Here is a 24,601-nt window from a genome sequence, read left to right on the forward strand (position 1 = left end):
GCTATTGCCCCTTTGCTTTCAAACGAGCCAACAATCGATCGAGATCGTTGGCCTTGACGCGAGCTGCTGGAAAATCCGAGGGAGCCAAGCTAGCAGTTGTGGTTGGTACTTGCAACAACTCGGCTAAGGCTATTTGATACTGCTCGGCCAAGTGTTCAACGGCTGCCCGCGCTGTCTGATGACATTCCCAATCGAACACCAAACAGCCATCAGTGCTATAACAATTAAGCTCTAAGGCATGACTGCGTTGGTTGGTGGGAGCCAAGGTTTGGCTGGCAAACTCCAAATTTAGCCCTTGGAATGGTGCTAAAGTTTGTTGGTTATCGAGCTGACCAAGGTAGTTGAAGGCAATTGCTGGGGCGTGAGTTGGCACAAGGCTCGCGCGAATCGCTGGATCAGCGTGCAAATAGCGCAACATGCCATAGCCCGCTCCGGCTTGCGGCACTGCCCGCAAGCTTTCTTTGATCTGCTTAATCCACTGGTTTGGCTCATTGGTAGTGGGGAAATCCAAGCGCACTGGGTACAAACTGGTGAACCAGCCCAAACTCCGGCTGAAATCATGCTCAGGGTCAAGCGATTCGCGACCATGGCTTTCAATATCAAGCACTAATTGTTGTAGATTTGACCAACGCTGGAAAGCTATCGCCAAGCCAGTGATCAGCAACTCGGCCACGCTGGTACGGCTGCGCTCAGGTGCGTGATGCAGCAGTTGCTCGGTCAATTCAGGATTAAGCTTGGTTTGAAAGCGCTGTGCTTCGCCAACCAACCCCGCTTGAGCTAGCTGAGGAATCGGCGTGATGGCTTCAATCGTCGAGCGCCAATAGGCGAGTTGGCTCAGCAATTGCGGGGTTTGGGCTTGCTGCACCTGATATTCGGCCCACTCACTAAATGGCGTGGTTGCCGCTGGCACAGCTTGTTGGTTGAGCAACAAAGCCAAATCTTCGAGCACAATTCGCCACGAAACCCCGTCGATAATGCTATGGTGCGCCACCAACAGCAATTGATCGTGGTCGATACCACGCCACAACGAGGCTCGTAACAACGGCACTTGAGCTAAATCGAATGAAGCTTGCAATTCGGCATCACAGACTTGTTGCTGGCTTAATGTTGGTTGCTGTAATTCGCGCAAGGGCACGCTGGCGGCTGGCTCATAGCGTTGTTGCCAAGCCGCAGTTTGGGTAAAGATCAAACGCAAACTTGGGTGCAAACGCACTAATTGATCAAGCGCTGCCTGTATTTGTTCGGTCGCTAACCCCGTTTGTAACTTGAGCACAATACTTTGGTTGACATGGGCGGGCTGGGCCAGTTGGCGCTCAAATAGCCAATGTTGCATTGGGCTAAGCGGCACAATGCCCTGCAAACTCAAGGGATCAAGCGCGGGCTTAGCTTGGGTTTGCTGGCGAATCGCTTGGGCCAAGCTGGCAATCGTTTGGTTTTGGAACAACAAGCGTGGGGTTAGAATCAGGCCATGCTGCCGTGCAATGCCGACTACCTGCATCACCAAAATCGAATCGCCACCAAGGCTAAAGAAATTGGCATGGCGATCAACGGCCTTCAGTCCTAACACTCGCTGCCAAATAGCCATCAATTGAGCTTCATACTGATCGAGTGGGGTGGTTTGGGCCGAATCAAGCGCAGTTTGGTTGATCTCAGGCGCGGGCAGCGCTTGACGATCAACTTTGCCATTGGGGGTTAATGGCAAGCTATCGAGCCAAATCACCACGCTTGGCAGCATATAGTGGGGCAACTGTTGGGCAACATGGGTCAAAACAATCGAAGTATCCTGATTGGCAGTTGGCTCAGCGACCACATAGGCAACCAGTCGCTTATGTCCAGGCCGATCTTCGCGAATCATGGCCACCGCCGCGTGCACCGTCGGATGGCTCGCCAGCGTGGCTTCGATCTCGCCAAGCTCAATTCGAAAGCCATGGAGTTTGACTTGCTGATCGATCCGCCCAAGATATTCGAGATTACCATCGGGCAGATAGCGCACCAAATCGCCTGAACGATACAAGCGTTCAAACGCTGGCTGAGGCTGTTGGCAACGGGCAAGTTCTGCCTGCACCCCAGCCAATTGTTCCAGCCGCACAAAGCGCTCGGCGGTCAATTCAGGCCGCCCATGGTAGCCGCGCCCAACACCCAAGCCAGCGATATACAACTCGCCAGGCACGCCAATCGGCACTGGCAAACCTGCCGGATCAAGCACATACAACTGGGTATTGGCAATCGGGCGGCCAATCGGCACGGCAGCCCATTCGCTTGGCGCAGCTTGGGCTTGATAGATCACACAGCCAACTACCGTCTCGGTTGGGCCATATTCATTGATCAAGCGCAGGTTGGGAGCGTTGGTTTGCCAAAAGGCCACATGTTGCTGCAACAAGGCCTCGCCGCCAATCACAAAGGCCTTGCTTGAGCCAATTTGGTCGGGCGCAACCAGCTGACTAAGCGCTTCCATATGCGCTGGGGTGATTTTGAGCACGCTATAATCTTCGCTGCTCAGGCGTTGCGCCAAGACTTCTAGCTCATCCTGCTCAGGCAGCAAATCGATGGTTTTGCCCGTACAGAGTGGCCCCCACAATGCCGTAATTGTGGCATCGAAGGCCAACGACGAGGCCAGCGGTGCACCAGCACCCTGCTCAAATGGATAATAATGAATCGCCCAGTGCAGATAATTCACCACCCCTTGATGCTGAATCAGCACACCTTTGGGCTTGCCAGTCGAGCCAGAGGTATAAATCACATAGGCCAATTGCTGCGGGTCGAAATCAACCATCGGAGCAGTGGTTGGCAAGCTAGCCAGCGTTTCAGCTTCGGCTACAACATCAAGCGTTTCAGCTGTACTAACGAGGGTTGGCAGCGCCTGATGGCTGGCTTGCACAATCAAACTCGCCGCCGAATCGGCCACCAAATAGTGCAAGCGTTCAGCAGGATAGGCCGGATCAAGCGGCAAGTAGGCAGCACCAGCCTTCAAAATCGCCAGCAAGCTGATGATCATTTCTGGGCAGCGCGTCGCATAGACTCCAACGATTGAGCCTTGGGTAACGCCACGTTGCAGCAGCAAATGGGCTAATTGGTTGGCACGTTGCTCAAGCTCTGTATAGCAGATTATTTGGTTATTCCAACGCATCGCTGGAGCATTGGGAGTACGTTGTACTTGCTGCGCGACCAAATGCTGCAAACCAAGTTGGTCGGGGAACGGCTGCTGCGTTTGGTTCCAATCGACCAAAAGCTGTTGGCATTCGGCAGCGCTCAAGATACTGATTTGGGCCAGTGGTTGGGTTGGCTGAGCCAAGGCGTGGCCTAGCAAACGCAAGAAATGGTCGCGCAAGCGCGCAATCGTGGCAGGCTCAAACAAATCACGGTTATATTCCAAGCGCCCAACTAGCCCTGCTGGAGTTTCCTCAATAAATAAAGTTAGGTCAAATTTGGCATAACCCAAATCCAGCGGCAGCTGTTTGATTGTCAAGTTGGCGATGCTCAGTTGCTGGCTCGGCACATTTTGGTAAGCTAGCATCACCTGAAAAATGGGCGTATGGCTCAGATTGCGCTCAAGCTGTAACTGCTGCACCACCTGCTCAAACGGCACATCTTGGTTGGCATAGACCGCCAAACTTTGCTCGCGTACCTGCTCAACTAGGCTCAGCAAATCGAGGTTTGGACTCAGTTGTACCTTGAAAACCACTGTATTGACGAAAAAGCCAATCAGCGGTTGGGCTTCGGCGGTAGTACGGTTGGCAATCGGCGAGCCAATCAACACCTGATCTTGGCGGCTATAACGGCTCAACAAGCTGGCAAACACCGCCAAAGCTAGCATAAACGGCGTAGTTTGGGTTTGCTGGGCCAAACTGCGCAGTTGACTAGTTTGTTGGCTTGGGATGCCAAAACTCAACGTGCTCCCCGCAAAACTCTGCTGAGCAGGCCGAGGGTGATCAGTTGCTAACTCCAAACGCTTGGGGGCATCGGCCAATTGCTGTTGCCAAAAATCCAATTGTTGCTGCTGGCGTGGGCTAGCCAGCCATTCACGCTGCCACTCGCTATAATCGGCATATTGCAAGGCCAAGGGCGCAAGTTGCGGATGAAAACCCGCGCGATAGGCCTCATAGCTGCTGACTAGTTCCTGAATGAAAAGTTCCATCGACCAGCCATCAGCAATAATGTGGTGCAGCACGACCGTCATCAAGCAATGCTCAGGCCCAAGTTGAAACAACTCAAGCCGCACCAACGGGCCTTGGCTCAAATCAAATGGCACCAAACAACTGGCTTTGGCCTGTTCAAGCGCCACAAACCAGCGTTGCTCAGGCTCAAGCGCCTGCAAATTATGGACAACCGGGGTGAGCGTCAACTCACTGCTGATCAATTGCATCGGCGTTTGATCGACCATGCCAAAGGTGGTACGCAACGTCTCGTGACGCACAACAATCTGGTTAATGCTCTGCTGCAACGCCGCCAGATCAAGCGACCCCTGAATTTCCAGCAAACTAGCGATATGATACAAGGCACTATTCGGCTGAAGTTGCTCCAAAAACCAGAGCCGTTGCTGGGCAAACGACATCGGGAAGGCAAACACTTCGCGCTCATTCATAGTCATGCTGCACCTCCGTCGTTGCTTTCAGCAATTTGGCCAAAGCCAGCCGTATTCAAATTGACCCGTTGGCGCTGACGTTTGAGCGCGGTTGGTTTAGCAATCTCGCTTGGCTCGGTTTGGGCAGCGGCAACTCGCAAGGCCAATTCGCCAACCGTTGGGGCTTCAAACAAGGTGCGCAAGGGCAAATCGGCATGGCATTCACTGCGAATCAGGCCAATCAGTTGGGTTCCAGTCAACGAATGGCCGCCCAATTCAAAGAAACTTTGATCAACGCCAACTTGGTTAAGATTGAGCACTTGCTCAAACAGGCTAGCCAGTTGTTGCTCTAGCGGGTTGCGCGGAGCCAAATAGGTCGTCGTTTGGATGGGCGCTTCGAGCGCCGCTAAGGCGCGACGATCAACCTTGCCATTGGGAGTCAAGGGCAATTGCTCCAACAACACAAAGGCTTCGGGCTGCATATAGTCGGGCAAGGCTTGGCGCAAATGCTGACGGAATTGCTGGGTCAGCGATTGGCTTTCTTGGAGTGGATTGTTGGCATAGGCCGACCATGCTTTGCGTGGGCTGGCGAGTCGTTGAATTTGCTGCGGCAAACCGCCATCTGCCAGCTTGGCAGTGGCATAGAACAACACATCATAGCAACCAAGCTCGCCGCTTTGGGCCAAGCTGACGCTAATTCGGTAGCGCCCATTCAGATGCAGGTTATACCAATCTTCAGGGTCGATGCCTTGCAAAGCCAATGGTTGCAGTGCTTGTTTCAGCTCGCCAGCAGTTGATGGTTGCTCCGCTACATGCAGTGCTTGCCACAAACCACAGGCCTCGCTTAGCCGACTATTCGGCACATTGGCGATGCCTAGCGCATCGGGCTGGCTTTGCTCAAGCACCTGGCGCACGAGACTCAAACTCAAGCCATCGGCTTGCCAATCAAACCAATGTGGTTGCAGATCAAGGCTTGGGCGTTGCACATGCAGCACCACATCGTAGCGAAAACGGGTCAGTTCGTTATGAATGCGCCCACGTTTCAGCACCAGTTCGATATGGCTGATTTGCGGGTATTGCTGTTGCAACGCATAGAAAAAGCTTGGGTCGATTACCAACTCTTGATCGCGCAAATGTTGCTGCTGCGCCAATTGGGCAATTTGCTCAACCGCCAATTCGTTAGGTGCTTGGAACAACTGAATTGAGGCATGCAGCAATGGGTTGAGGCTCAAGTTGCGAATATCACCAAGATAGATTCGCCCACCCGCCACCAAGGCCTCAAGCCCAGCCGCCAACACTTGCACCAAATAGTCGATACTTGGGAAATATTGAGCCACCGAGTTGATCACAATCGTATCAACGCTGTGGGGTGCAATATTGCTAAAATCGTGGGCCGGAAACTGCGCCAAGCTCACATGCGGCCAATCATGAATTTGTTGATCAAGCCGTTGTTGAACGTAAGCCAACACCTCGGCGGCAATATCATGGCCGCGATAACTCAAGCAATAGGGAGCCAACGGCAACAGCAACATACCAGTGCCACAACCAAGCTCCAAAATGCGGCTCGGCTGTTGGGCCAAAATATTGCGTACCGTGACCCAACTCCATTCGTGCATGGCCTCTGCCGAGAAGGGCTGGCGGGTGTAGCTATCGTTCCAGCCAATCGTGTTGATCGTGCCATGATCACCAGCACTCAGTTGATCATAGGTATCAGCCCAAACGCTATCCCATTGCTCCAACCGAGCGCTGGTTGCTTGTTCCGCAGGCTGATCAGCGGCCTTCGAGACGACATAGGCAATCAGGCGCAATTGACCTTGAGCATTCGGAGTTGCCGTCACAATACTTTGATGCACCGCTTGATGTTGAGCCAAAGCTGCTTCAATTTCGCCCAGCTCAATGCGGAAGCCCCGCACTTTGACTTGATGATCGATTCGACCTAAGTATTCAATCGTGCCATCGCTGCGGTAGCGAGCCAAATCACCAGTGCGATACCAACGCCCGCCAGCCATAAATGGGTCAGCTGCAAACACCGCTTGAGTTCGTTCAGGATCATTCAGGTAGCCACGACCAACGCCCACGCCACCAACGTAGAGTTCACCAATCACCCCAATCGGCACTGGTTGCAACAACCCATCAAGAATATACAAGCGTGTGTTGATCACTGGACGGCCAATCGGCATATGCACCACATGCGCTGCTGGAGCCTCACGCACCACATAATGGGTCACATCATCGGAGCATTCGGTTGGGCCATAGGCATTCATCAAGGGAATCGTAGGATACCAGGTGAACCAATCACGGCAGGCGGCGGGTGGCAAGGCCTCGCCCGTCAGCAAGAGCCAACGCAATTGCGCAAAACTGGGCAAATCGTTGGCCCGATTGGGAAAAATTGTGAGCCATGCGCCCAACAACGAGGGCACAATTTCCAAAATTGTGGTTGCTTGCTGCTCGGCATAGCTCAACAATACCTCAGGATCACGGGCGATACTATCAGGGTAGATTTGGGTTTCCGCGCCAACCAACAGCGCTACCAGCATCTGCCAAACTGAAATATCAAAGCTTTGGCGGGCATTTTGCGCCACCCGATCAGCCGCTGTCAGTTGTAAATCGATAATCTTGGCATATAGATGATTGACCATGCCCCGTTGTTCGATCATGGCTCCTTTGGGCAAGCCAGTTGAGCCCGAGGTATAAATCACATAGGCTAAATCGCTGGCTTGGGATTGAATCGTCGGTGCTTCGCTTGATAATTCAGGGTTGAAGGCTTGCTCCAACAGCACGATGATTGGGCGTTGGTCGCTGGGCAAAATGCTGAGCGCTGCGGCCAAGGTTGCTTGCCAAGCCTCACCAACCAGCACCAAACGACTTTGGCTTTGTTGCAACACCTGGGCCAAACGCCGTGGTGGGTGCTCCAAATCGAGCGGGAGATAGGCAGCGCCAGCCTTGAACACGCCCAAAACTGCACTCACAAAATCACACGAACGATCTGCCAAAATTGCCACAACTTGGTTTGTACTAATTGCTAAACTTTGCAAATAGTTGGCCAAGCGATTGGCCCGTTGATCAAGCGCTTGGTAGCTGTAGTTGGTGTGTTGGTCGCTAATCGCAATTGCGGAGGGCGTGCGCTGAACTTGATCAGTAAACAATTGGCTATAGGTCTGCTCGAATGGAACTTGTTTCGCTGTCGCATTCCAAGTTTCTAGCAGTACGTTTGTTTCGCTGGGGTTCAACAAGGCTAAGCGTTCGGCAGGGCTGGTTGGTTGCTGGGCAGCACTCAACAACAGTGTTTGATAATGGCCCAGCCAACGCTCAATCGTGGCCTGCTCAAATAAATCGCTGTTGTAATCGCAATAAACCACCAGCTGTTGATTCAACTCAATTACGTTGACACTGAGATCAAGCGCGGTTGCGCTAATTGATTGAGGCACAAAGCTGGTTTCCAGCCCACCAAAGTTGGGAGCAGGTGTCGGCGGCTCAAAGTTGAACAAGGTTTCAACAATCGCCGAGCGGCTGGCATCACGCATTGGGTTCAAGACCGCCAACAGTTGCGCCAAGGAGTAATCTTCGTTCTCGTAGGCATCGAATAGTTGCTGGCGAGTCAGATGCAGATAATCGCTAAAGCTCTGTTCAGCTTGCAAGCGACTGCGCAGGGGCAGCAAATTGCCACAATAACCAACAATCGTTTCGCTGCCCTCAAACGAACGCGCCGCCGCCGGAATGCCCACCACCAGATCGTTTTGGCCCGTCAGGCGATGCAATAACAATTGGTAGCCCGCCAACAACACCATAAACAAGGTCGCCCCTGATTGGCGGCTGAGTTGTTTCAAGGCTTGATAACTGGCTGGCTCCAATACTTGCATCACCCGTTGGCCAACATAGCTTTTGAGCGCTGGGCGCGGGTAATCGGTTGGCAACGCTAAAGGTGCTGGCAACTCGGCAAACAGCGCTTGCCAGAAATTGGCTTGGGTGGTCAGATCACGCCCAGCTTTCCAGGCCAGATAATCGCGAAACTGCAAAGGCTGAGCCAATTGCGGGGTTTGGCCGTCGCTCAAAACTTGATACATTTGGGCAACTTCTTGCAAAATCACGCCAACCGACCAACCATCAACCAACAAGTGATGCACCACAAGGCTCAGGGCATAGCGATCTGGCCCTAGCTGCGCCACGTTACAGCGCAATGGGTTGGTTTGGCTCAAATCAAATACTTGTTGATTATGTTGAGTAAACCATTGATCAAGCGCCTGTTGCTGATTGGCTGCACTTGAAAAATCACTGAAATTAATCGTGATTGGCTGCTGGGGCTGAACAATTTGCTGCGTGCCATCGCTGGCAATGATTGTGCGCAAGCTCTCATGGCGTTGCACCACCAGATTGAAGGCCTGCTCCAAGCGGACTAAATCCAGCTGGCCGCGAATTTCCAAGCCAGTTGGCAGATTGTAGGCAATCGCCTCGTGCTGCCCAAGTTGGCCCAGCACCCACAGATGATATTGATCTTCGCTTAGGGCAAAGCTGTGGGGTTGGTTCAATTGACGTTGTGGCTTGGGCAAAAATCCGCCGTCTTGCAATGCCTCGACCGCGTTGCGAATCGCCCGTTTGAGCCATTCCACGTCGGCGGTGCTGTGGGCGGTTGAGAAGAAACAATTACGGCCTTCCCAAATGTAAATGCCCTGCAACAACAAATGGTAAAAGAACAAATCAAGGTTTTGCTTGAAGCTAAAGCGAAAGAGCGAGCCAAAATGCACCACACTAATTGGCGCTTCGGCTTGGGCAAAATAGGCGTTCATTTCAGCCGCAAAACTGGCAGTTTGTTGATTCAGCTGGTCATATAGCCCTTGGCCAGCGTGCTCAATCGCTGTCAGCACGGCTTTAGCACTCGCCAGAGCCAAGGGATGTTTGCAGAAGGTGCCAGCGACAAAGGTAGTTTCAGCTTGAGGAAAGGAATCGTCACCATATTGCCAAAAGCCGCCATCAAGCGCATCGAGGGTCGCGCCCCGCCCAGCCACCACGCCGATCGGCATCCCGCCACCAACGATCTTGCCATAGGTTGCAAGATCGGCTTCGATGCCGAACCAAGCCTGTGCCCCGCCCGCTGCAATCCGAAAGCCCGTAATCATCTCATCAAAAATTAACAAGCTGCCGTGAGTCTTGGTTAATTCGCGCACAGCTTGCAAAAATGCCTGCGGCTGCAAATCAGGGCGGCGGCTTTGAACTGGCTCGACCAGTACAGCTGCTAATTCGGGCAGCAATTGCTCAAGCGTGACCAAACTCTCAGGCGTGACATAATCCAACACCACAATATCATCGACCATCCCTTGAGGAATGCCAGGCGCTAGCGGAACCGAACGGGTGGCGGCTCCAGCTTGGGCAGTCGCCAAGGTTGCATCATAAAACCCATGATACGAGCCAGCAAACAGCGCTATTTTTTTGCGGCCAGTCACCGTGCGAGCAGCGCGAATTGCCGTGAGCACTGCCTCAGTGCCCGAATTGCAAAACGCCACCCGCTCCATACCCGTAATTCGGCAAATTAATTGGGCAACTTCGCCTGCCAAGCGGGTTTGTGGGCCAAGCTGATAGCCTTGAGCAAGTTGGTTCGCCAAAGCTTGGGTGGTTATTTCAGGTCGATGGCCGAATAAATTAACTCCAAAACCCATGGTCAAATCAAGATATTGATTATTGTCAACATCCCAAATTTTGCTACCTTCCGAACGTTCGCAAATCAAGGTATACAACATCTCTTTGATCGAGAAGCGAAAACCCGCTGATTCGCGATTATCGGCTAGTTGCGCACGATAGGCTTGGGTCAGCTGCTTGGAAGTCGCAGTCCGCGTGGTGTAATCCTTAATCAATTGTTGCAAATGGGCTTGTTGTTGGCTGCTCAGATCGTTGGCCGTGATTGAGCCGGGCCGAACTGGTTGATAGGGCACATAGGCTTTGGGGGCAGCCGCAGCGGGAGTTGAGGCTGGCTTAATCACTGGGGTCGCAGGGGTTGCACTAGCTGGAGTTACTGGCTGAATCGGGGTTACTGCCGCTGGTTGGCCTGCCAACAAGGCCAATTGCTGTTGCATGAGTGCTAATTGTTGCTGTACCACGGCCTCTAAGCCAGCCGCTGCCACTGGAGTAACCGCTGCTGGAGCAACAGGTTGCGCTTGGGCGACAATCGGAACCACGCTTGGCTCACTTGGGGCTGGCTCAGCTTCAAACGTGCCATGCGCATCAAGAAAACGCGCCAAAGCATCAAGGCTAGCCAAATCTTCAAACAATTGGCGCATCGTAATATGCACGTTATAGCGTGATTCAATCGCCCGACCAGCGTCGATCATCACCAACGAATCTGCGCCCATTTCAACAAATGAACTGTGGATATTGATCTGCTCGGGCTTGACGTGGAGTAAATTGGCAGTCAGGCTGCGAAGTTCAGCCAAAATCGTGCTATGGCGGCTTGAGGCGCTAGCAGGCGTTGGTTGAGCGCTAGCTTGGTTCATACCAGTTCCTTCCGTAAACCAATAACGTTGGCGATCAAAAGCATAGGTTGGCAGTAATACCGCCTGTGGTTGATAATCGGGATTCATGGCGGCCCAATTCAGCTGGCAACCATGAGCCAACAACGTTGCCGCCGCGTGGTAGAGCGTTTCCCAATCGGCTTGTTGGCGGCGCAAACTCGCCAGCCAAGTCAGATTGGGTAGCCCAGCTTGGCGACCTAGATCGATCAATGTGCTATGGCCACCAAGTTCGAGCATATGGCTCACGCCGCTAGCAACCAAGCTTTGCAAACCGCGATAAAACTGCACTGGCTGGCGGGTGTGCTCGACCCAATATTCAGCACTAGGAGCTTGTTCGTGCCACGAGCCATCGAGGTTGGCAATTAGACGAATCTGAGGAGCCATGGCGGGATATGCACTCAGCACCTGTTGGAAATCGGCCAACATCGGCTGCATCAAACGTGAGTGGAAGCCATGTGAGACATCAAGCAATTTATTTGTTATGTTAAGTTGATTCAATTCAACAGCACATTGGCTGATGGCTGCCACGCTGCCCGCGACAACTACGGCATTTGGCCCGTTTATCGCCGCCAAATCAAGCTGATGCTGTGCGAGCAATGGCTCAATGCTTTCGAGCGGGGAGCGAATCGCTAGCATTGCGCCATGTTCGGGCAAGCCATGCATCAATTGAGCACGTTGGGCGACCAAGCGCAAACCCTGCTCAAAGCTCCAAACTCCAGCCAACACTGCCGCGCTATATTCGCCAATGCTATGGCCAAGCAAAGCGACAGGCTCAATCCCCCACGACCGCCAAAGTTGGCCAAGGGCATAGCTCACTACAAAAATGGCGGGCTGGGTGTAACGGGTATCGCGCAGCAACGCACCATGGTCCGGCTGATACAACACATCAAGCAGTGGAATCGCCAAATACTCATTGAGAATGCTGTTCGCTTGATCGAGAATTTGGCGCACAAGCGGCTGGGTTTGATAAAGCGTTTGCGCCATACCAACGTATTGGCTACCTTGGCCAGAGCAAACAAAGGCAATGCGGGGAGCGGGCTGGGGTTGCTCAGCATAAATGCTACCTGTGGCTTGAGCTTGCCAAGCGTGCTGCAAGCGTTCGAGCATTTGTATTTTGTCTGTAGCAGAGACTATTAGGCGATGGCGCATCGTGGCCCGTTGGTGGTAAGCGCTCCAGCAAATATCGGCCAAGTTTACCTCAGTTTGCGCCAAATAAGCCTGATAACGCTCAGTAAGTTGGCGTAATGCAGTTTCGCTATTGGCTTGCAAAGCCAACAACTGGATTGGAGCTGGGCTTGGTTGCGGCAATCGCTTGGGTTGAATCGGCGCAGCACCGAGAATCACATGGGCATTAGTTCCGCCAAAGCCAAAACTGCTAATGCCCGCATAACTGCCAAAGCTATACCAAGGCTGGGGGGTTGTAGCGATTTCTAAGGCTGAGCCAAGTTCGATTTGGGGGTTGCGTTGCTTAAAATTGGCTTGGGCGGGAATTATTTGCTGCTGAAACGCCAAAACCAGCTTGATCAAGCCTGCAATCCCAGCGGCAGCCTCAAGATGCCCAAGATTAGATTTGAGCGAGCCAAGCAAACAGGGTTGTTGGCGTTCGCCCAGCACTGCCTGCAAGGCCGCAACTTCAATTGGGTCGCCCAAGGGTGTGCCCGTGCCATGGGCCTCGATATAACTTAATTGATCAGGCTGAATCTGGGCTTTGGCCAGCGCTTGGCGAATAACCGCCTGCTGAGCCTGACCATTCGGCGCAGTCAACCCATTGCTGCGCCCATCCTGATTTACCGCTGAGCCATGAATGACGGCCAAAATTGGGTCGCCCGCCGCTTCGGCAACATCGAGTCGCTTCAGCAGCACCATGCCACAGCCTTCGCTGCGCACATAGCCATCGGCAGCAGCATCGAAGGTGTGGCATTCGCCCGTGCCAGAAAGCATTTGGGCTTGAGCAAAAGTGACGCTTAACTCAGGATTGAGAATCAGATTGACCCCGCCAGCCAGCGCTTGCTCACATTCGCCCGCCAGCAAACTTTGACTAGCCAAGTGCACAGCGACCAACGACGATGAACAAGCGGTATCAAGCGCCATGCTTGGGCCTTGCAAACCAAACACATACGACAAACGATTGGCAGCAATGCTATGGGCATTGCCAGTGCCAGCATACGCATCAAGCTGATCAAGCTGGGCAAATTGCAAACGCGCATAATCATTGCTACTAATGCCTAGGAAAACCCCGGTTGCGCTACCCACTAATTGATCAGGCGCAATGCCTGCTCGCTCAAAGGTTTCCCAAGCAACCTCCAAAGCTAGGCGCTGTTGAGGATCGATGCGGCTAGCCTCGCGCCCTGAAATGCCAAACACCTGTGGATCGAATTGATCGACCTGATCGAGAAAACCACCCCAACGCGTGTTGATTTTGCCAGGAGTGCGGGCTTCAGGGCTATACAAGGCCTGAGCATCCCAGCGATCGGCAGGTACAAACCCAATTGCGCTACGACCTTCGAGCAACAATTGCCACAACGCTTCAGGCGAATCGGCTCCAGGCAAGCGGCAACTCATCGCCACAATCGCAATTGCCGAGCTGGAAGTGGCGCTTGCTTGGCTGGGCTTGGGCTTTGGCAAAGGCAATTGTTGCGCTTGATCGTGCGCCAAAAAATCGCTCAAGGCCTGAATGGTTGAATACTCCCAGAGCACAGTTGGAGCGACTTTGCGCCCCAGCCATGCCTGTAAATCGCCACTCAAACCAACCGCTTCACGCGACGAAAGCCCAAGATCAGCAAACGGAGCCGTCAGTGCTACCAGTTCGGGCGAGCGTTTCAAACGTTCAGCAATCTGCGTTTGCAGCCAACCTGCAATTTGCGCAGCGCTATAGTTGGAACTCATTCCTCGCCCTCCAAGCTATTGAGGGTTTGGCTCAAATAGCGTTGGCGGCATTCGCGGCGGCGCACCTTGCCGCTTGAGGTTTTGGGCACTTGACCAGGCCGTACCCACATCAAATCGGCAATTGCTAAATCGTATTGTTGCTGGAGGGCCAAGCGCACAGCCTGAGCCGCTTCTTCGGCTTGATTGGGGCGGCGAATTTCGGCCACAATCACAATTTGCTCACCATCAGCGCCATCGACGGCAAAAGCGGCACAACCACCTTGGCGGATTGCCGGATGCGCCAATTCAACGCTCAATTCCAAGTCTTGGGGGTAATGATTGCGCCCATCAATAATAATCAGGTCTTTGAGCCGCCCAGTAATATACAACTGCCCTTCGTGGATAAAACCAAGGTCGCCCGTGCGCAGGAAGGGGCCGCTGCCATCAGGCAAGATCAATTGAAAAGTAGCCTCGCTAGCGGCGGAGTTATCCCAATAGCCATGGGCAATGCTACGCCCGTGAATGCAGACCTCGCCAACCCAACCATCGGCACAAACCTGGCCCTGCTCAGGATCGACAATCGCCACAATTTGCGGCGCGGCCACCATGCCCGAACTTACCAACAATGTCCCACGCTCACTTGGCAGCGCTTGATGTTGGCTCAAGGCTTGAGCATCGACCGTGAGTGTGGTTGGTTCGGCAGCATGCGGCGCACCACTGACAAAGAGCGTGGCTTCGGCTAAGCCATAACACGGCAAGAAGGCCTGAGGTTTGAAGCCTAACGGGGCAAAAGTGCGGCTAAATCGCTCAAGGGTTGCTGCACGAATTGGCTCAGCGCCATTAAATGCCACCCGCAAACGGCTTAGATCAACGCCTGCCAAGGCTTCGGGCTTGGCTTTGGCAACGCATAAATCGTAGGCAAAATTTGGCCCGCCAGTGACCGTCACCCCTAAATCGCTGATCATGCGGAGCCAAATCAGCGGTTGTTGCAAAAAGGTTAGGGGATCGATCAAACTTAATTCACAGCCAGTAAACAACGGCTGCATAATCCCACCGATCAAGCCCATATCGTGGTAAGGCGGCAACCAAATAAACACATGATCATCAGCCGTGATGCCAAAACTTTGGGCAATCAAGCCCGAGTTATAGACCAGATTTTCGTGGCTGACCATTACACCGCGTGGTTGCGAAGTTGAGCCAGAGGTATATTGCAAAAAGGCCAAATCATGGGTATTGATGCTGGGAGCTTGCCACATACTGGCCAATTGGCTATTGACCAGATCACTAGCGATCCATTGCAATTGAGCAAGGCCAGGATATTGTTGCGATAAAGCGCGTTGCTGAGCCACGACCTCGCTGGCTGCCAGCATCACCCGTGCTTGAGCATTACTAATAATTGCTTCCAAACGTTGATCGCGGCGATTGGGTCGCGGCGGATAAGCAGGAACGGCAATCACGCCAGCGAATAAACAGCCAAAAAATGCTTCCACATAACCCAAGCCAGGCGGGTATAATAGCAAAGCGCGATCGCCTGGTTTGGTCACCCGTTGCAAAACGGCAGCAATTGCTTGGCAACGCTGCGCCAATAAGCCATATGATAGGCTGGTACGATAGCCATCAGCTGTATAAAAATTAAGCGCAATCGCTTCAGGAGTGGTTTTGGCCCGCTGAAGAATAATTTCAACAAAACTTGCAGGGTTGGATTGAATCGTCGCAGAACTGCCACCCGCCTCCAACATCAGATCATGATCAAGCATAACAACCTCACACTGTTCAACTGCAAGGCATTACACCACACCCAGCATGGCAACAACAGCTATTAACCTGATATTGATAGGCGCTTAAAGTGATCGTTTTAGGGTATCGCTTAACGTATCGCTGGTGATCTTGTTTTGGAACACTGATCTGAACGATGATTACAGACGGTAGTAAACAATGATTAAACGATGGGTGAGTGTGTGTTGATTAACTGTGCAACCCAGTAGGCCATTCGTAATTGGTAGTTCCCACCAATGGCCGATTACTGGATTTCTTCCAAGGCACAGCGTTGATGGGTAGAATGCAGAATTCACTCAGGAGGCAGAAATGCGATGAAGCAGCGCCAAGCGTTTGCTGCATGGCTCCGTCATGTACGCCATGAATTACAATATAGTCAAGACCAATTTGCCGAACAACTTAACTATGCCACGGTGACCTACCGCAAGGTTGAGCGTGGTTTAGCACCATCGGCAGCATTTTTAGAGCGGTTGGCCATGGTGCTTGAGTTACCAGCCAGCGATATGCGGATCTTGCACGACTTCGCCAACTCCGACACCGCGCTGCAAGCACTCTCGTTGCCAGATCATCTGGAGCATCTTCAGCCGCAGGTAGCCCAGGCCAAGCCAGCAATTGCCGCTACGCCGCATACCTTGCCAATGTTGCCCTACCCGTTAATTGGCCGTGAACGCGAGGTTGAAACGCTTACCAAGTTGTTACAGCACCCGCAACATCGCTTGATTACCGTGATCGGCCCGCCTGGGGTTGGCAAAACGCGGGTCGCTCAGGCCGTTGGTTGGGCCAGCCTCGGCCATTTTTGCGATGGAATTTGGTATGTTGAAGGCATTCAATGCACCACAATTGCCGATTTTTGGGTCGATATTGCCAATATGCTCGGGCGTTCGGCCAATAGCTCCATGACCTTAATCGAGCAAATTAGTGCATTAATCGGCCAAAAAAATAGCTTGCTGATTTTAGATAATTGCGAGCATTTGAGCGAAATTAATCTTGGTTTAGCCCAGTTATTGGCGCAATGCAGCGGCTTGAAAATCTTGGTAACCTCACGGACAAGCCTAAAACTCCGGATCGAACATCTTTTTTGGCTGCATCCTTTTCCTACGCCCGACCCGCAAAGCAGCAATCTGAGTGCGATTTGGCAGAACCCAGCGGTACAACTTTTTTGCCAGCGTGCCCAAGCTAGTAACCATGAGTGGCAAATCAACGATAGCCAAGCAGCAACCATCGCCCAAATTTGCCAACATCTTGATGGCTTGCCCTTGGTGATCGAATTGGCGGCAGTACGCACCCAATTTGTTACGCCAACCACGCTACTGGCACGGTTAAGCAATCGATTAGGCATCTTAACCAACACCATGCGCGATGCTCCGGCGCATCAAAGCACCCTGCGACGCACACTTGAATGGAGCTATCAACTGCTTGATAGCAACGAACAACAGATCTTTGCGCGGCTCAGTGTTTTTGCAACCGATAGCGATTTCGAGGCGATTGTGGCGGTTTGCGCCGATTTGGCACCATCGAACGATGATATTTTTGATTGTATGGCCAGCCTCGTTGCCAAAAGTCTGGTTATTCATCGACCCGACCCTCAAGGCAATTCACGCTTTGGCATGTTGGCGACAATTCGTGAGTTTGCGGCGAGTTTGTTAGCTGAGCAACAACAAACGCATCATTATACCCAACGCTATATTAATTATTACATTGAACTCGCCGAAAAAATTGATCGCGAACTGCGCGGCAAAGAGCAAATTCAGCTGCTCGAGCAGCTTGAGTCGGAGTTTCATCATTGGCAAGCGGTTTTACGTTTATGCCTCAATCAACAACAGTATCATGGCTTTTTACGGCTGTTTGCAGCACTGAGCCAATTTTGGTATGGTCATGGCCATTTTATGGAGGCTTGGCAATGGCTCAGCGCAGTCGATCAAGCGTTAAATCACGTCGATTCGCCCATTATTCAAGCGCGGGCGGCTCTAGGCGCAGGCATTGTAACCAATATTCATCATTGCCTTGATCTCCCGTTGGGCTATCTCGAACGCGCCCTCGATTTATGTCAACAATTGAATGATCAACAGGGGATTGCCACATGTTACTTGTTGCTTGGGTTGATTATGATGCGCAAACATCAATATGTGCAAGCAACCCGCTGGCTCAACCAAAGCCTTAATTATTTTGAGTCGAGCGTTGAGTATTGGCTTTTGAGCATTAATCATTTGCTGCTGGCTCAATTAAATATCTATCTCAACGATCTTGATCAAGCTAGCCGCTACCTTGATTTGGTGGGGCATTCGCCACAACTCCGGCTTGATCCCTTCCGATCATCGTGGTATCAATCATTACAAGGCCATGTTGCCTTCTACAAACGCTGCTACACCGAAGCACTGACGTGGCATCAACAGAGTTTGGTCGAGCGCCAGCAGCTCGGCATCAAAGGTGATATTGCGGTTTCTTGGCTGCGGATTGCTCAAACCGAGCGAGCTTTAGGCCACTATCAACCAACCCGCAACGCCCTCGAACAAAGCCTCAAGCTCTGGCAAATGCACGACAATCAAGAAAACGTCTTGCATTGTTTAGAAGAATTTGCCGCGCTACTGGCCTATGATCAACAGCATCAGACCGCCACCTATCTGCTGAGCTATGCATGGTTTCAACGTGAACAACGTCAATTGCCCCATCCACCAATCGATCAGGCGCGATCGCAGCAATTTGGCATGTGGCTGCAAAACCAACAACCAAGCAATGTCTGGCGCGAAGCTTGGAGTTACGGCCAAACACTCAAACTTGATCAAGTGATTGGCTTTGTGCTCGCGGGGTAGAAACGAACCCAGCCCACATTTATTGGTTTCGTTCTATTGATTCCGCCACGTCGAATTTGCTAAAGTTCCGCCGATCAGCGTTTCCAGGGTTGCAAAGGGGCGTTGATCGGCGGGCACACGCACACTGAAATCTTTAAAATGAACCTCGGCTTGTTGCTGACCACCTGCGATAATCCCAAGATCGATCCGGCTGGCAGGCAGGCGTGGCATCTCCCAGCTTGCTTGATGGTAGTCGTTAATAAATATTGAATGCTGTTGATGCTCCACCAATAGAGCGATTTTATTAAATTGACCAATACGATAGCCATGCATCGGGCGGCGCTGCAAGTAAATTTTCCAAAAATCGCCGCCATGAAACCCTTGAATCACTGAAAACTCGCCACTTCGATCGCGAATGCGAATTAATCCATGACAGGCATCACTGATCTCCTCAAATATAAGAGCCAAGCCATCATCAGGTCCAGCCTCGCTAACAAAGCGCCCATAAACCGAGCAATAATAGCGATCGGGCGTGAAGCATTGCGAATCGGCTCCGATAAACATTTCGCTAACAAAGCGATTGCTTAGCCGCAGTTCAAGGCATTGATTGCTGATCGAACGTTCGACGCGGCCTGAATCATCATCTTTACTGCCAAGCCCCCAGTGATGCGCATTCGATTCAAAGCTATCGCGAAACAAGATCGGCCAAGTGCTTTCGATTTGGCTTGGGCTTGGCAGATCGTTGGTGCTGATGCTTGGATCAGGCAAGCGTTGTTCAACCCGCCGAATGACCTCAGCCGTTTGCAGTTGATCGGCTGGGGTGTTATAGCGTGACCAACGTGGGTTGATCGCATACAACATCAGATCGATTTGAAAGCCAGTTAGCCCCAACATATCGCCGAGCCGTTCAACAGGCTCTGGAGTACGGGGAGCGTAATCGCCAGCAAACCAATGAGCTAATGAACGGCGCGAAATTCCAGTTGCTTGAGCCAAATCATCGTAGGTGCGAATCCGATCAGGGTTGGGGCGTAAGGCAAAAAAGATGTGTAACAAGTCGGCAAAGGTATAGTTTGGGCTATGCATTGGTCGAATTTCCTCAAACGTTAGGCTGAGTTGCACAAACATGCAACTCGGCCCGATCAGCTTTGCTAGTCTGCTTGGTATGGAATAGCAACGGCAAGGAGGAACACCAATGTCAGACTTAACTCCACTGGAATTAAGGATCGTATGCTTGATTGCTGATGGTAAAACTGACCGCCAGATTGCTGGATTGTTGAATTTGAAAGAAAACACTGTCGGATGTTATCTGCGCGAAATTTACAGCAAGCTCGATGTGCGCAGTCGCACTCAATTGATTAAACGCGTTTTTGACCTCAAGCTGAAGCCCGAATTTGGCGGGGCTTACTAACATTTTAACACGTTCGTGTATTCCTCAATCCTCACATATGGATGTATTGTTATGAGTAAATCAATATTCGAAATCTATTTGGAGGTGGGTTCAATTGGCATGGAGTAGTTGATCAGGCTGGACGAATTATAAAGTTGTGAGGTGGATATGAATACGAAGCGAATCATAGCTTGTTGGTTGGTCGCAATTATTGTCAGTATTGGTTTTGGCTCTCCTCAATCAAGTCAAGCGCAGAACGCTCAAGCGCAGCCTGCCCAGATTACTATCGATGGCTTAGCCGTGAAACTGCCATTTCAGCCAGGCGCAGAATGGCGAGTCACAGCAGGCTGGGAGGCGGCAAATCATCAACAAGCTTGGAATTATTATGCAGTTGATGTCGTACCAGTGAATCAAGCGTGCTTAGGCCGACCGATTTTAGCGATGGCACATGGCTTTATTGAATCGAATAATGGTCACGAACTTCAGATTGATCATCGCGTGAATAATTACCGTTCATTATATTCACACTTAGATACCGTAAGTCCTGGTTTAGCGGTTGGAACGGAAGTGTTTCAAGGTCAACAAATTGGCACCTGTGGTGGATATCCAAATTTTGCGCCACACCTACACTTTCAAATCTTTCAAGGGGCACGGATGGCGAGTAGTGGCGTGATTCCGATACCGATTGATGGGATCACTGATGCTAATCGGCTGCGTTCAGGCCAACGTGGCTTGTATTCAACTAATCAATCCCAACCACAATTGCCGACTGCTAATTATCGACCATTAAGGCTATTTTGGCATGGCGAACGTGGAGATAACTTTACAACTGCCTCAACACAAGCAGAAATCTCTGCGGCGGCAAATGCATACACTTCAATTCGAACCGAAGGGTTTGTATTTAGTCATGCAGGATCAGGTAGAGTACCACTCCAACAGTATTGGCATAGTGGTAGGGGTGACAATATCTTAGTCGCCACTAATGCAGGAATCAATGATGCACGTAATGCTGGCTATAGTTTTGTGCGAACCGAAGGCTATATTTACGCTACACAGCAACAACATACTGTACCATTGAAACTATTTTGGAGTGATACACGACAGGATAATTTTACAACCTCGACTGCAGAAGGCGAACAATCTGCATTAGCAGCTGGGTATAGTTTTGTGCGAATCGAAGGTTATGTTTTTGTTGCACGCCCCCTACAGCTCTACTGGCATTCCGATCGTGGTGATAATTTTCCAACTGCAACATCTGAGGGCATTGCTTCTGCTCATATATCAGCCTATGGGTTTATTCGAACTGAGGGCTATGTTTTTGCTGATCATTTGCCTGATACAGTTCCATTAAAATTATTTTGGAGTGATGCCCGACAAGATAACTACATTACCGCAACAGCTGAAGGCGAACAATCTGCACTAATGGCTGGATATGGCTTTGTGCGAATTGAAGGTTATGTTTTACCAACCAATGGTGCGGATCTACGACCTTTAGAGCTATTTTATCATGATGGACGTGGAGATAATTTTACAACTGGTACAGTAGCAGGAGCTACCGATGCGATTAACCATAACTACCAGTTGATTCGGCATGAAGGTTATATTTATGGCACTTTGCCTGCTGGATATTAGATAATAACTCAGTTTTCAAATCGATGCCCTAGACTACTAAACAGAATCCTCATGGAAGTCAATTATATCTGCCATGAGGATTCTTTATTTACCTTATTAAGTTATCTTAAATAATCGGCCCAACGAACACAGTGTGGCCATTGGCTTGGCTGCGATCGGCGGCGGTTGCTACAATCGCGCTGGCAAATTCTTCAATCGTGGGAATTGGCTCAGGGCTGTGTTCTTTGCGGGCGGCCAAAAAGCCAGGCTGGGCACGATCAAGCAATTTGGGCGTGATCGTGCCTTCGATCATATCGCCGCTGACCACATAAAAATGAATTCCGCGCTGGGTAAATTGATCAATCCGTTCGCGCAGCGCCATTTCGCCAGCTTTTTTGCTGCTAGCAACTGGCTCGTAGCCAGCGATAATTGGTCGTTCGCCATAGAAATGCGCCCAGTGGCTGGTGACGAAAACAATGCAACTGCCAGCTTGCATCAATGGCAACATGGTTTCGACGGTTTGCACTTGAGCAGTGAGATTGAGATCCATGGCGTAGCTAGCGGGTTTATCTTTTTCAAGGCCACCGCTGGCATTGAGTACCAACAAATCGAGTTTGCCAAAGGCTTGTTGAATTTGGGTTTGGGTGGTAATCAAATCATTAATTTGGGTTAAATCGGCCTGAGCCAGGAGTGCAGTCCGGCCAAGCGCAGTTATTTCGCTGGCAACAGCTTCGGCTCGCGAGGCTTTGCTGCGATAATTAATCACGATATCGGCTCCACGTTGCGCCAGCTGGCGACTAATTTCGGCTCCAATGCCGCGCGAAGCTCCAGTTACTAAGGCAACTTGCCCACTAAAATCCTGTGGCACACACGATCCTTTCACGTAGCTCGGTTGGTTTCCCCAAACTGGAGAAAGCTAGCACGATTATACAATAGTGGGCTAGAGGTTCGTCGTCAGATTGTAGAGGCTAGCAGATGAAGGTTTTCATCGCTTTCTGTGATTGTGCAATCATTAAAAACCTACCCGTGAAAAGTAGATGATGAGTTTTAATGTCGTGGCTTAAACCTTTAATAATAAACCCCTCTTCTGTGTTACAGAAAAGGGGTTCCAATCAGCTAGGCGATTGCTGGTTGCTCAACAATCAGTGCATCGTTGCCGAATGAACGAATCTGTTCAATGGGCAGCATGGTTCTTCCTCGAAGGTCTTGCAACAAACCCTGTTTGAGTTCATAGCCAAGAATTTGGCCACGCTCATCAATCGTAATATCGGCAATCGTTCCAAGCTGGGTTCCATCCACGGTAATAACGGTCGTGCCAGTAATCTGGTGGGCTTGCTTGATCAGCGCTGTAAGCTCAGGATCTTCATTAACCGAGGTTGGAGTCGTCTCGCCGCCAACGACCACAACATCACCAATACTGATCACTTGCTCCCAACGGATGCTATGCGCCGAACGAAGTAGCCCACCGCGATCGGTAAGCAAGGCAACGACGCGGGTTGGCGGCAGATCCAGCACGACATCCTGCACCGTAGCCACTCGCTCACCGGTCGATTGGGCAATAATTGGTTTACCAAAAAGACTATTAATCGTGGTCATGAAACAAACTCCTTGTGCTAATGTTCGTCTTTGCTAATCCAAGCCTAAAGCACATCTTGTTCCATGAGCAACAAGAACAATCCACTGCAAGTGGCACATCCGCCATCCTGTAATTAACCAGCGAATAGCGCATCAAAGTTACCAAACAAACAAAATCAGGTATTGTACTCACAATGGATCAATCTAGCGCAACCAATTGGTATAAGATAGATTATAATCAGGTTATTATCCAAACGATATTCTATTAATAAACTCTTGCCTACCGTAGCACCTTCATCCCAAAAGAGTTTAGGAGGATGGCTCAATGCTAGGTAGCAGCAAACGCATCGGTTGTGGATTAATTGTGATTGGATTATTAGGTCTAACACAAAGCCAATCGCGATTAATGCACGCCCAAACCCCCACTCCACCCAATCCAGGCTACACGTCGCGGACTGTTGGCACAATGGGCGGCCATGACGCTTACGCACGGGATATTAACGATTTTGGGCGGATTGCTGGCGGATCTGAAACCGAATTATCCGATACCCGAGCCTTTGTTTGGCGACGAGGAACATTCACCGAGATTCCACCATTAGGCGGTGGCGACAAAAGCTATGGTCATGGTATCAACGATAGTGGGTTCGTTGTTGGCGAAAGTAATACCTATACCCATGAACAACGCGCATTTTATTGGACTGGCGGCGATCCGATCGATCTCGGCACGCTGGGAGGGCCAAGCAGTATTGCTTTTGATGTGAGTAATGGCGAGCGAATCGTGGGCAGGAGTAGCACCAGCACTGGGGAAACCCATGCATTTATGTGGTATCGCAATACCATAACCGATTTAGGAACCCTAGGCGGCACCTACAGTACTGCACGCGAGATCAATGATCACAAGGTCATTGTGGGGAGTAGTACCAACGCCAGCGGCGTAAACCGTGCATGTATCTGGAAAAATGGGCAAATAATCGACCTTAACATCCCAGCAGTCCAAAGTTATGGGGTTGCGATTAATAATAGCGAACAAGTTGTCGGCACGATGGTCATGACCAATGGCATCTCGCGGGCCTTTATATGGGACGATGGCATTACGACGATATTAAGCACAACAACACCCTACAGCACCTTCGCCAACGACATTAATAATTTAGGCGTGATCGTTGGCACAACCTATGACACTGATGGGTATTCCAAGGCTACGGTTTGGCGAAATGGCACAGTGCTGTATATGTGGCCCGAGGACACTGGCCTGACTGAACATCAAACCAGTGCCGCCTCGATTAATGATGCAAATCAAATTACTGGCAGCGATAGAATCAGTGATTGGGATTATTTCTCGACAGATATTATGCTTTGGCAGCTCACAGATTAATCTAGACGCTGTATGCCCATGCAGCATCGTTCCTTATAGGCTTAGATTAATCACGCATCCTGCATATTTGGGAATAAGCCAAGGAGATGTGACCAAGGATCTTGTTATCAAATTCACAATAATCGTAGCGAGGCTGCAACCGTGCAAAGTGGATGGCTCGGC

The 24,601-nt window shown here is 51.1% G+C and carries 10 protein-coding genes; 4 read left to right on the forward strand and 6 right to left on the reverse strand.

The genetic code is table 11. From position 1 onward, the window contains the following. Nucleotide 1 precedes the first annotated feature (1 nt). From DEF47_RS20400 to DEF47_RS20410, 3 genes are read right to left on the reverse strand one after another with little or no spacing between them, the layout of a single operon-like run. Entirely contained in the window at nt 2–4,588 is a 4,587-nt protein-coding gene (locus DEF47_RS20400; RefSeq protein WP_012189406.1) for a non-ribosomal peptide synthetase, read from the reverse strand. Further along, nucleotides 4,585–13,947: a non-ribosomal peptide synthetase/type I polyketide synthase gene (locus tag DEF47_RS20405; protein WP_287045322.1), complete on the reverse strand. Its 9,363-nt coding sequence runs from the start codon at nt 13,945–13,947 to the stop codon at nt 4,585–4,587. Before DEF47_RS20405 ends, DEF47_RS20400 begins: the two co-directional genes overlap by 4 nt. Continuing rightward, nucleotides 13,944–15,683 (reverse strand): fatty acyl-AMP ligase, encoded by a 1,740-nt coding sequence (locus tag DEF47_RS20410; RefSeq protein ID WP_012189404.1) that lies wholly within the window; start codon nt 15,681–15,683, stop codon nt 13,944–13,946. Before DEF47_RS20410 ends, DEF47_RS20405 begins: the two co-directional genes overlap by 4 nt. A gap of 333 nt (nt 15,684–16,016) precedes the next feature. On the opposite strand from DEF47_RS20410, the gene DEF47_RS20415 reads away from it, so the two are divergent. After that, entirely contained in the window at nt 16,017–18,512 is a 2,496-nt protein-coding gene (locus tag DEF47_RS20415; RefSeq protein WP_012189403.1) for an ATP-binding protein, read from the forward strand. A 33-nt stretch (nt 18,513–18,545) separates the two neighbouring features. Here DEF47_RS20415 and DEF47_RS20420 read toward each other — a convergent pair whose 3' ends face one another. Then, complete coding sequence (locus tag DEF47_RS20420; protein WP_012189402.1) at nt 18,546–19,574, reverse strand: helix-turn-helix domain-containing protein; 1,029 nt, start codon at nt 19,572–19,574, stop codon at nt 18,546–18,548. Between the two features lie 109 nt (nt 19,575–19,683). On the opposite strand from DEF47_RS20420, the gene DEF47_RS20425 reads away from it, so the two are divergent. Together DEF47_RS20425 and DEF47_RS20430 are read left to right on the forward strand one after the other, a co-directional pair. Beyond that, nucleotides 19,684–19,899 (forward strand): helix-turn-helix domain-containing protein, encoded by a 216-nt coding sequence (locus DEF47_RS20425; protein WP_012189401.1) that lies wholly within the window; start codon nt 19,684–19,686, stop codon nt 19,897–19,899. 147 nt (nt 19,900–20,046) lie between these two features. After that, on the forward strand, nt 20,047–21,510 hold the full coding sequence (locus DEF47_RS20430) for a M23 family metallopeptidase (protein ID WP_012189400.1): 1,464 nt from the start codon (nt 20,047–20,049) through the stop codon (nt 21,508–21,510). Nucleotides 21,511–21,616: 106 nt separating this feature from the next. Here the strand turns inward: DEF47_RS20430 and DEF47_RS20435 are convergent, their stop codons facing one another. Then, the gene (locus tag DEF47_RS20435) at nt 21,617–22,357 is read right to left on the reverse strand and encodes an SDR family oxidoreductase (RefSeq protein ID WP_012189399.1); all 741 of its coding nucleotides are present in this window, start codon (nt 22,355–22,357) and stop codon (nt 21,617–21,619) included. Nucleotides 22,358–22,605: 248 nt separating this feature from the next. Then, entirely contained in the window at nt 22,606–23,085 is a 480-nt protein-coding gene (locus DEF47_RS20440) for a PRC-barrel domain-containing protein (RefSeq protein WP_012189398.1), read from the reverse strand. Between the two features lie 304 nt (nt 23,086–23,389). Between DEF47_RS20440 and DEF47_RS20445 the strand changes: the two genes are divergently transcribed. Then, nucleotides 23,390–24,439, forward strand: a complete 1,050-nt coding sequence (locus DEF47_RS20445; RefSeq protein ID WP_012189397.1) for an HAF repeat-containing protein — start codon at nt 23,390–23,392, stop codon at nt 24,437–24,439. Nucleotides 24,440–24,601 lie beyond the last annotated feature (162 nt).

Source organism: Herpetosiphon sp. (genome assembly GCF_003512625.1).
Classification (GTDB): Bacteria; Chloroflexota; Chloroflexia; order Chloroflexales; family Herpetosiphonaceae; genus Herpetosiphon; species Herpetosiphon aurantiacus.

What these genes read in the sequence shown, in the direction of transcription:
- DEF47_RS20440 (WP_012189398.1), bottom strand. Translation starts at nt 23,085, where the DNA reads ATGACCACGATTAATAGTCTTTTTGGTAAACCAATTATTGCCCAATCG.
- DEF47_RS20420 (WP_012189402.1), bottom strand. Translation starts at nt 19,574, where the DNA reads ATGCATAGCCCAAACTATACCTTTGCCGACTTGTTACACATCTTTTTT.
- DEF47_RS20405 (WP_287045322.1), bottom strand. Translation starts at nt 13,947, where the DNA reads ATGAGTTCCAACTATAGCGCTGCGCAAATTGCAGGTTGGCTGCAAACG.
- DEF47_RS20430 (WP_012189400.1), top strand. Translation starts at nt 20,047, where the DNA reads ATGAATACGAAGCGAATCATAGCTTGTTGGTTGGTCGCAATTATTGTC.
- DEF47_RS20425 (WP_012189401.1), top strand. Translation starts at nt 19,684, where the DNA reads ATGTCAGACTTAACTCCACTGGAATTAAGGATCGTATGCTTGATTGCT.
- DEF47_RS20445 (WP_012189397.1), top strand. Translation starts at nt 23,390, where the DNA reads ATGCTAGGTAGCAGCAAACGCATCGGTTGTGGATTAATTGTGATTGGA.
- DEF47_RS20410 (WP_012189404.1), bottom strand. Translation starts at nt 15,683, where the DNA reads ATGCTTGATCATGATCTGATGTTGGAGGCGGGTGGCAGTTCTGCGACG.
- DEF47_RS20415 (WP_012189403.1), top strand. Translation starts at nt 16,017, where the DNA reads ATGAAGCAGCGCCAAGCGTTTGCTGCATGGCTCCGTCATGTACGCCAT.
- DEF47_RS20400 (WP_012189406.1), bottom strand. Translation starts at nt 4,588, where the DNA reads ATGACTATGAATGAGCGCGAAGTGTTTGCCTTCCCGATGTCGTTTGCC.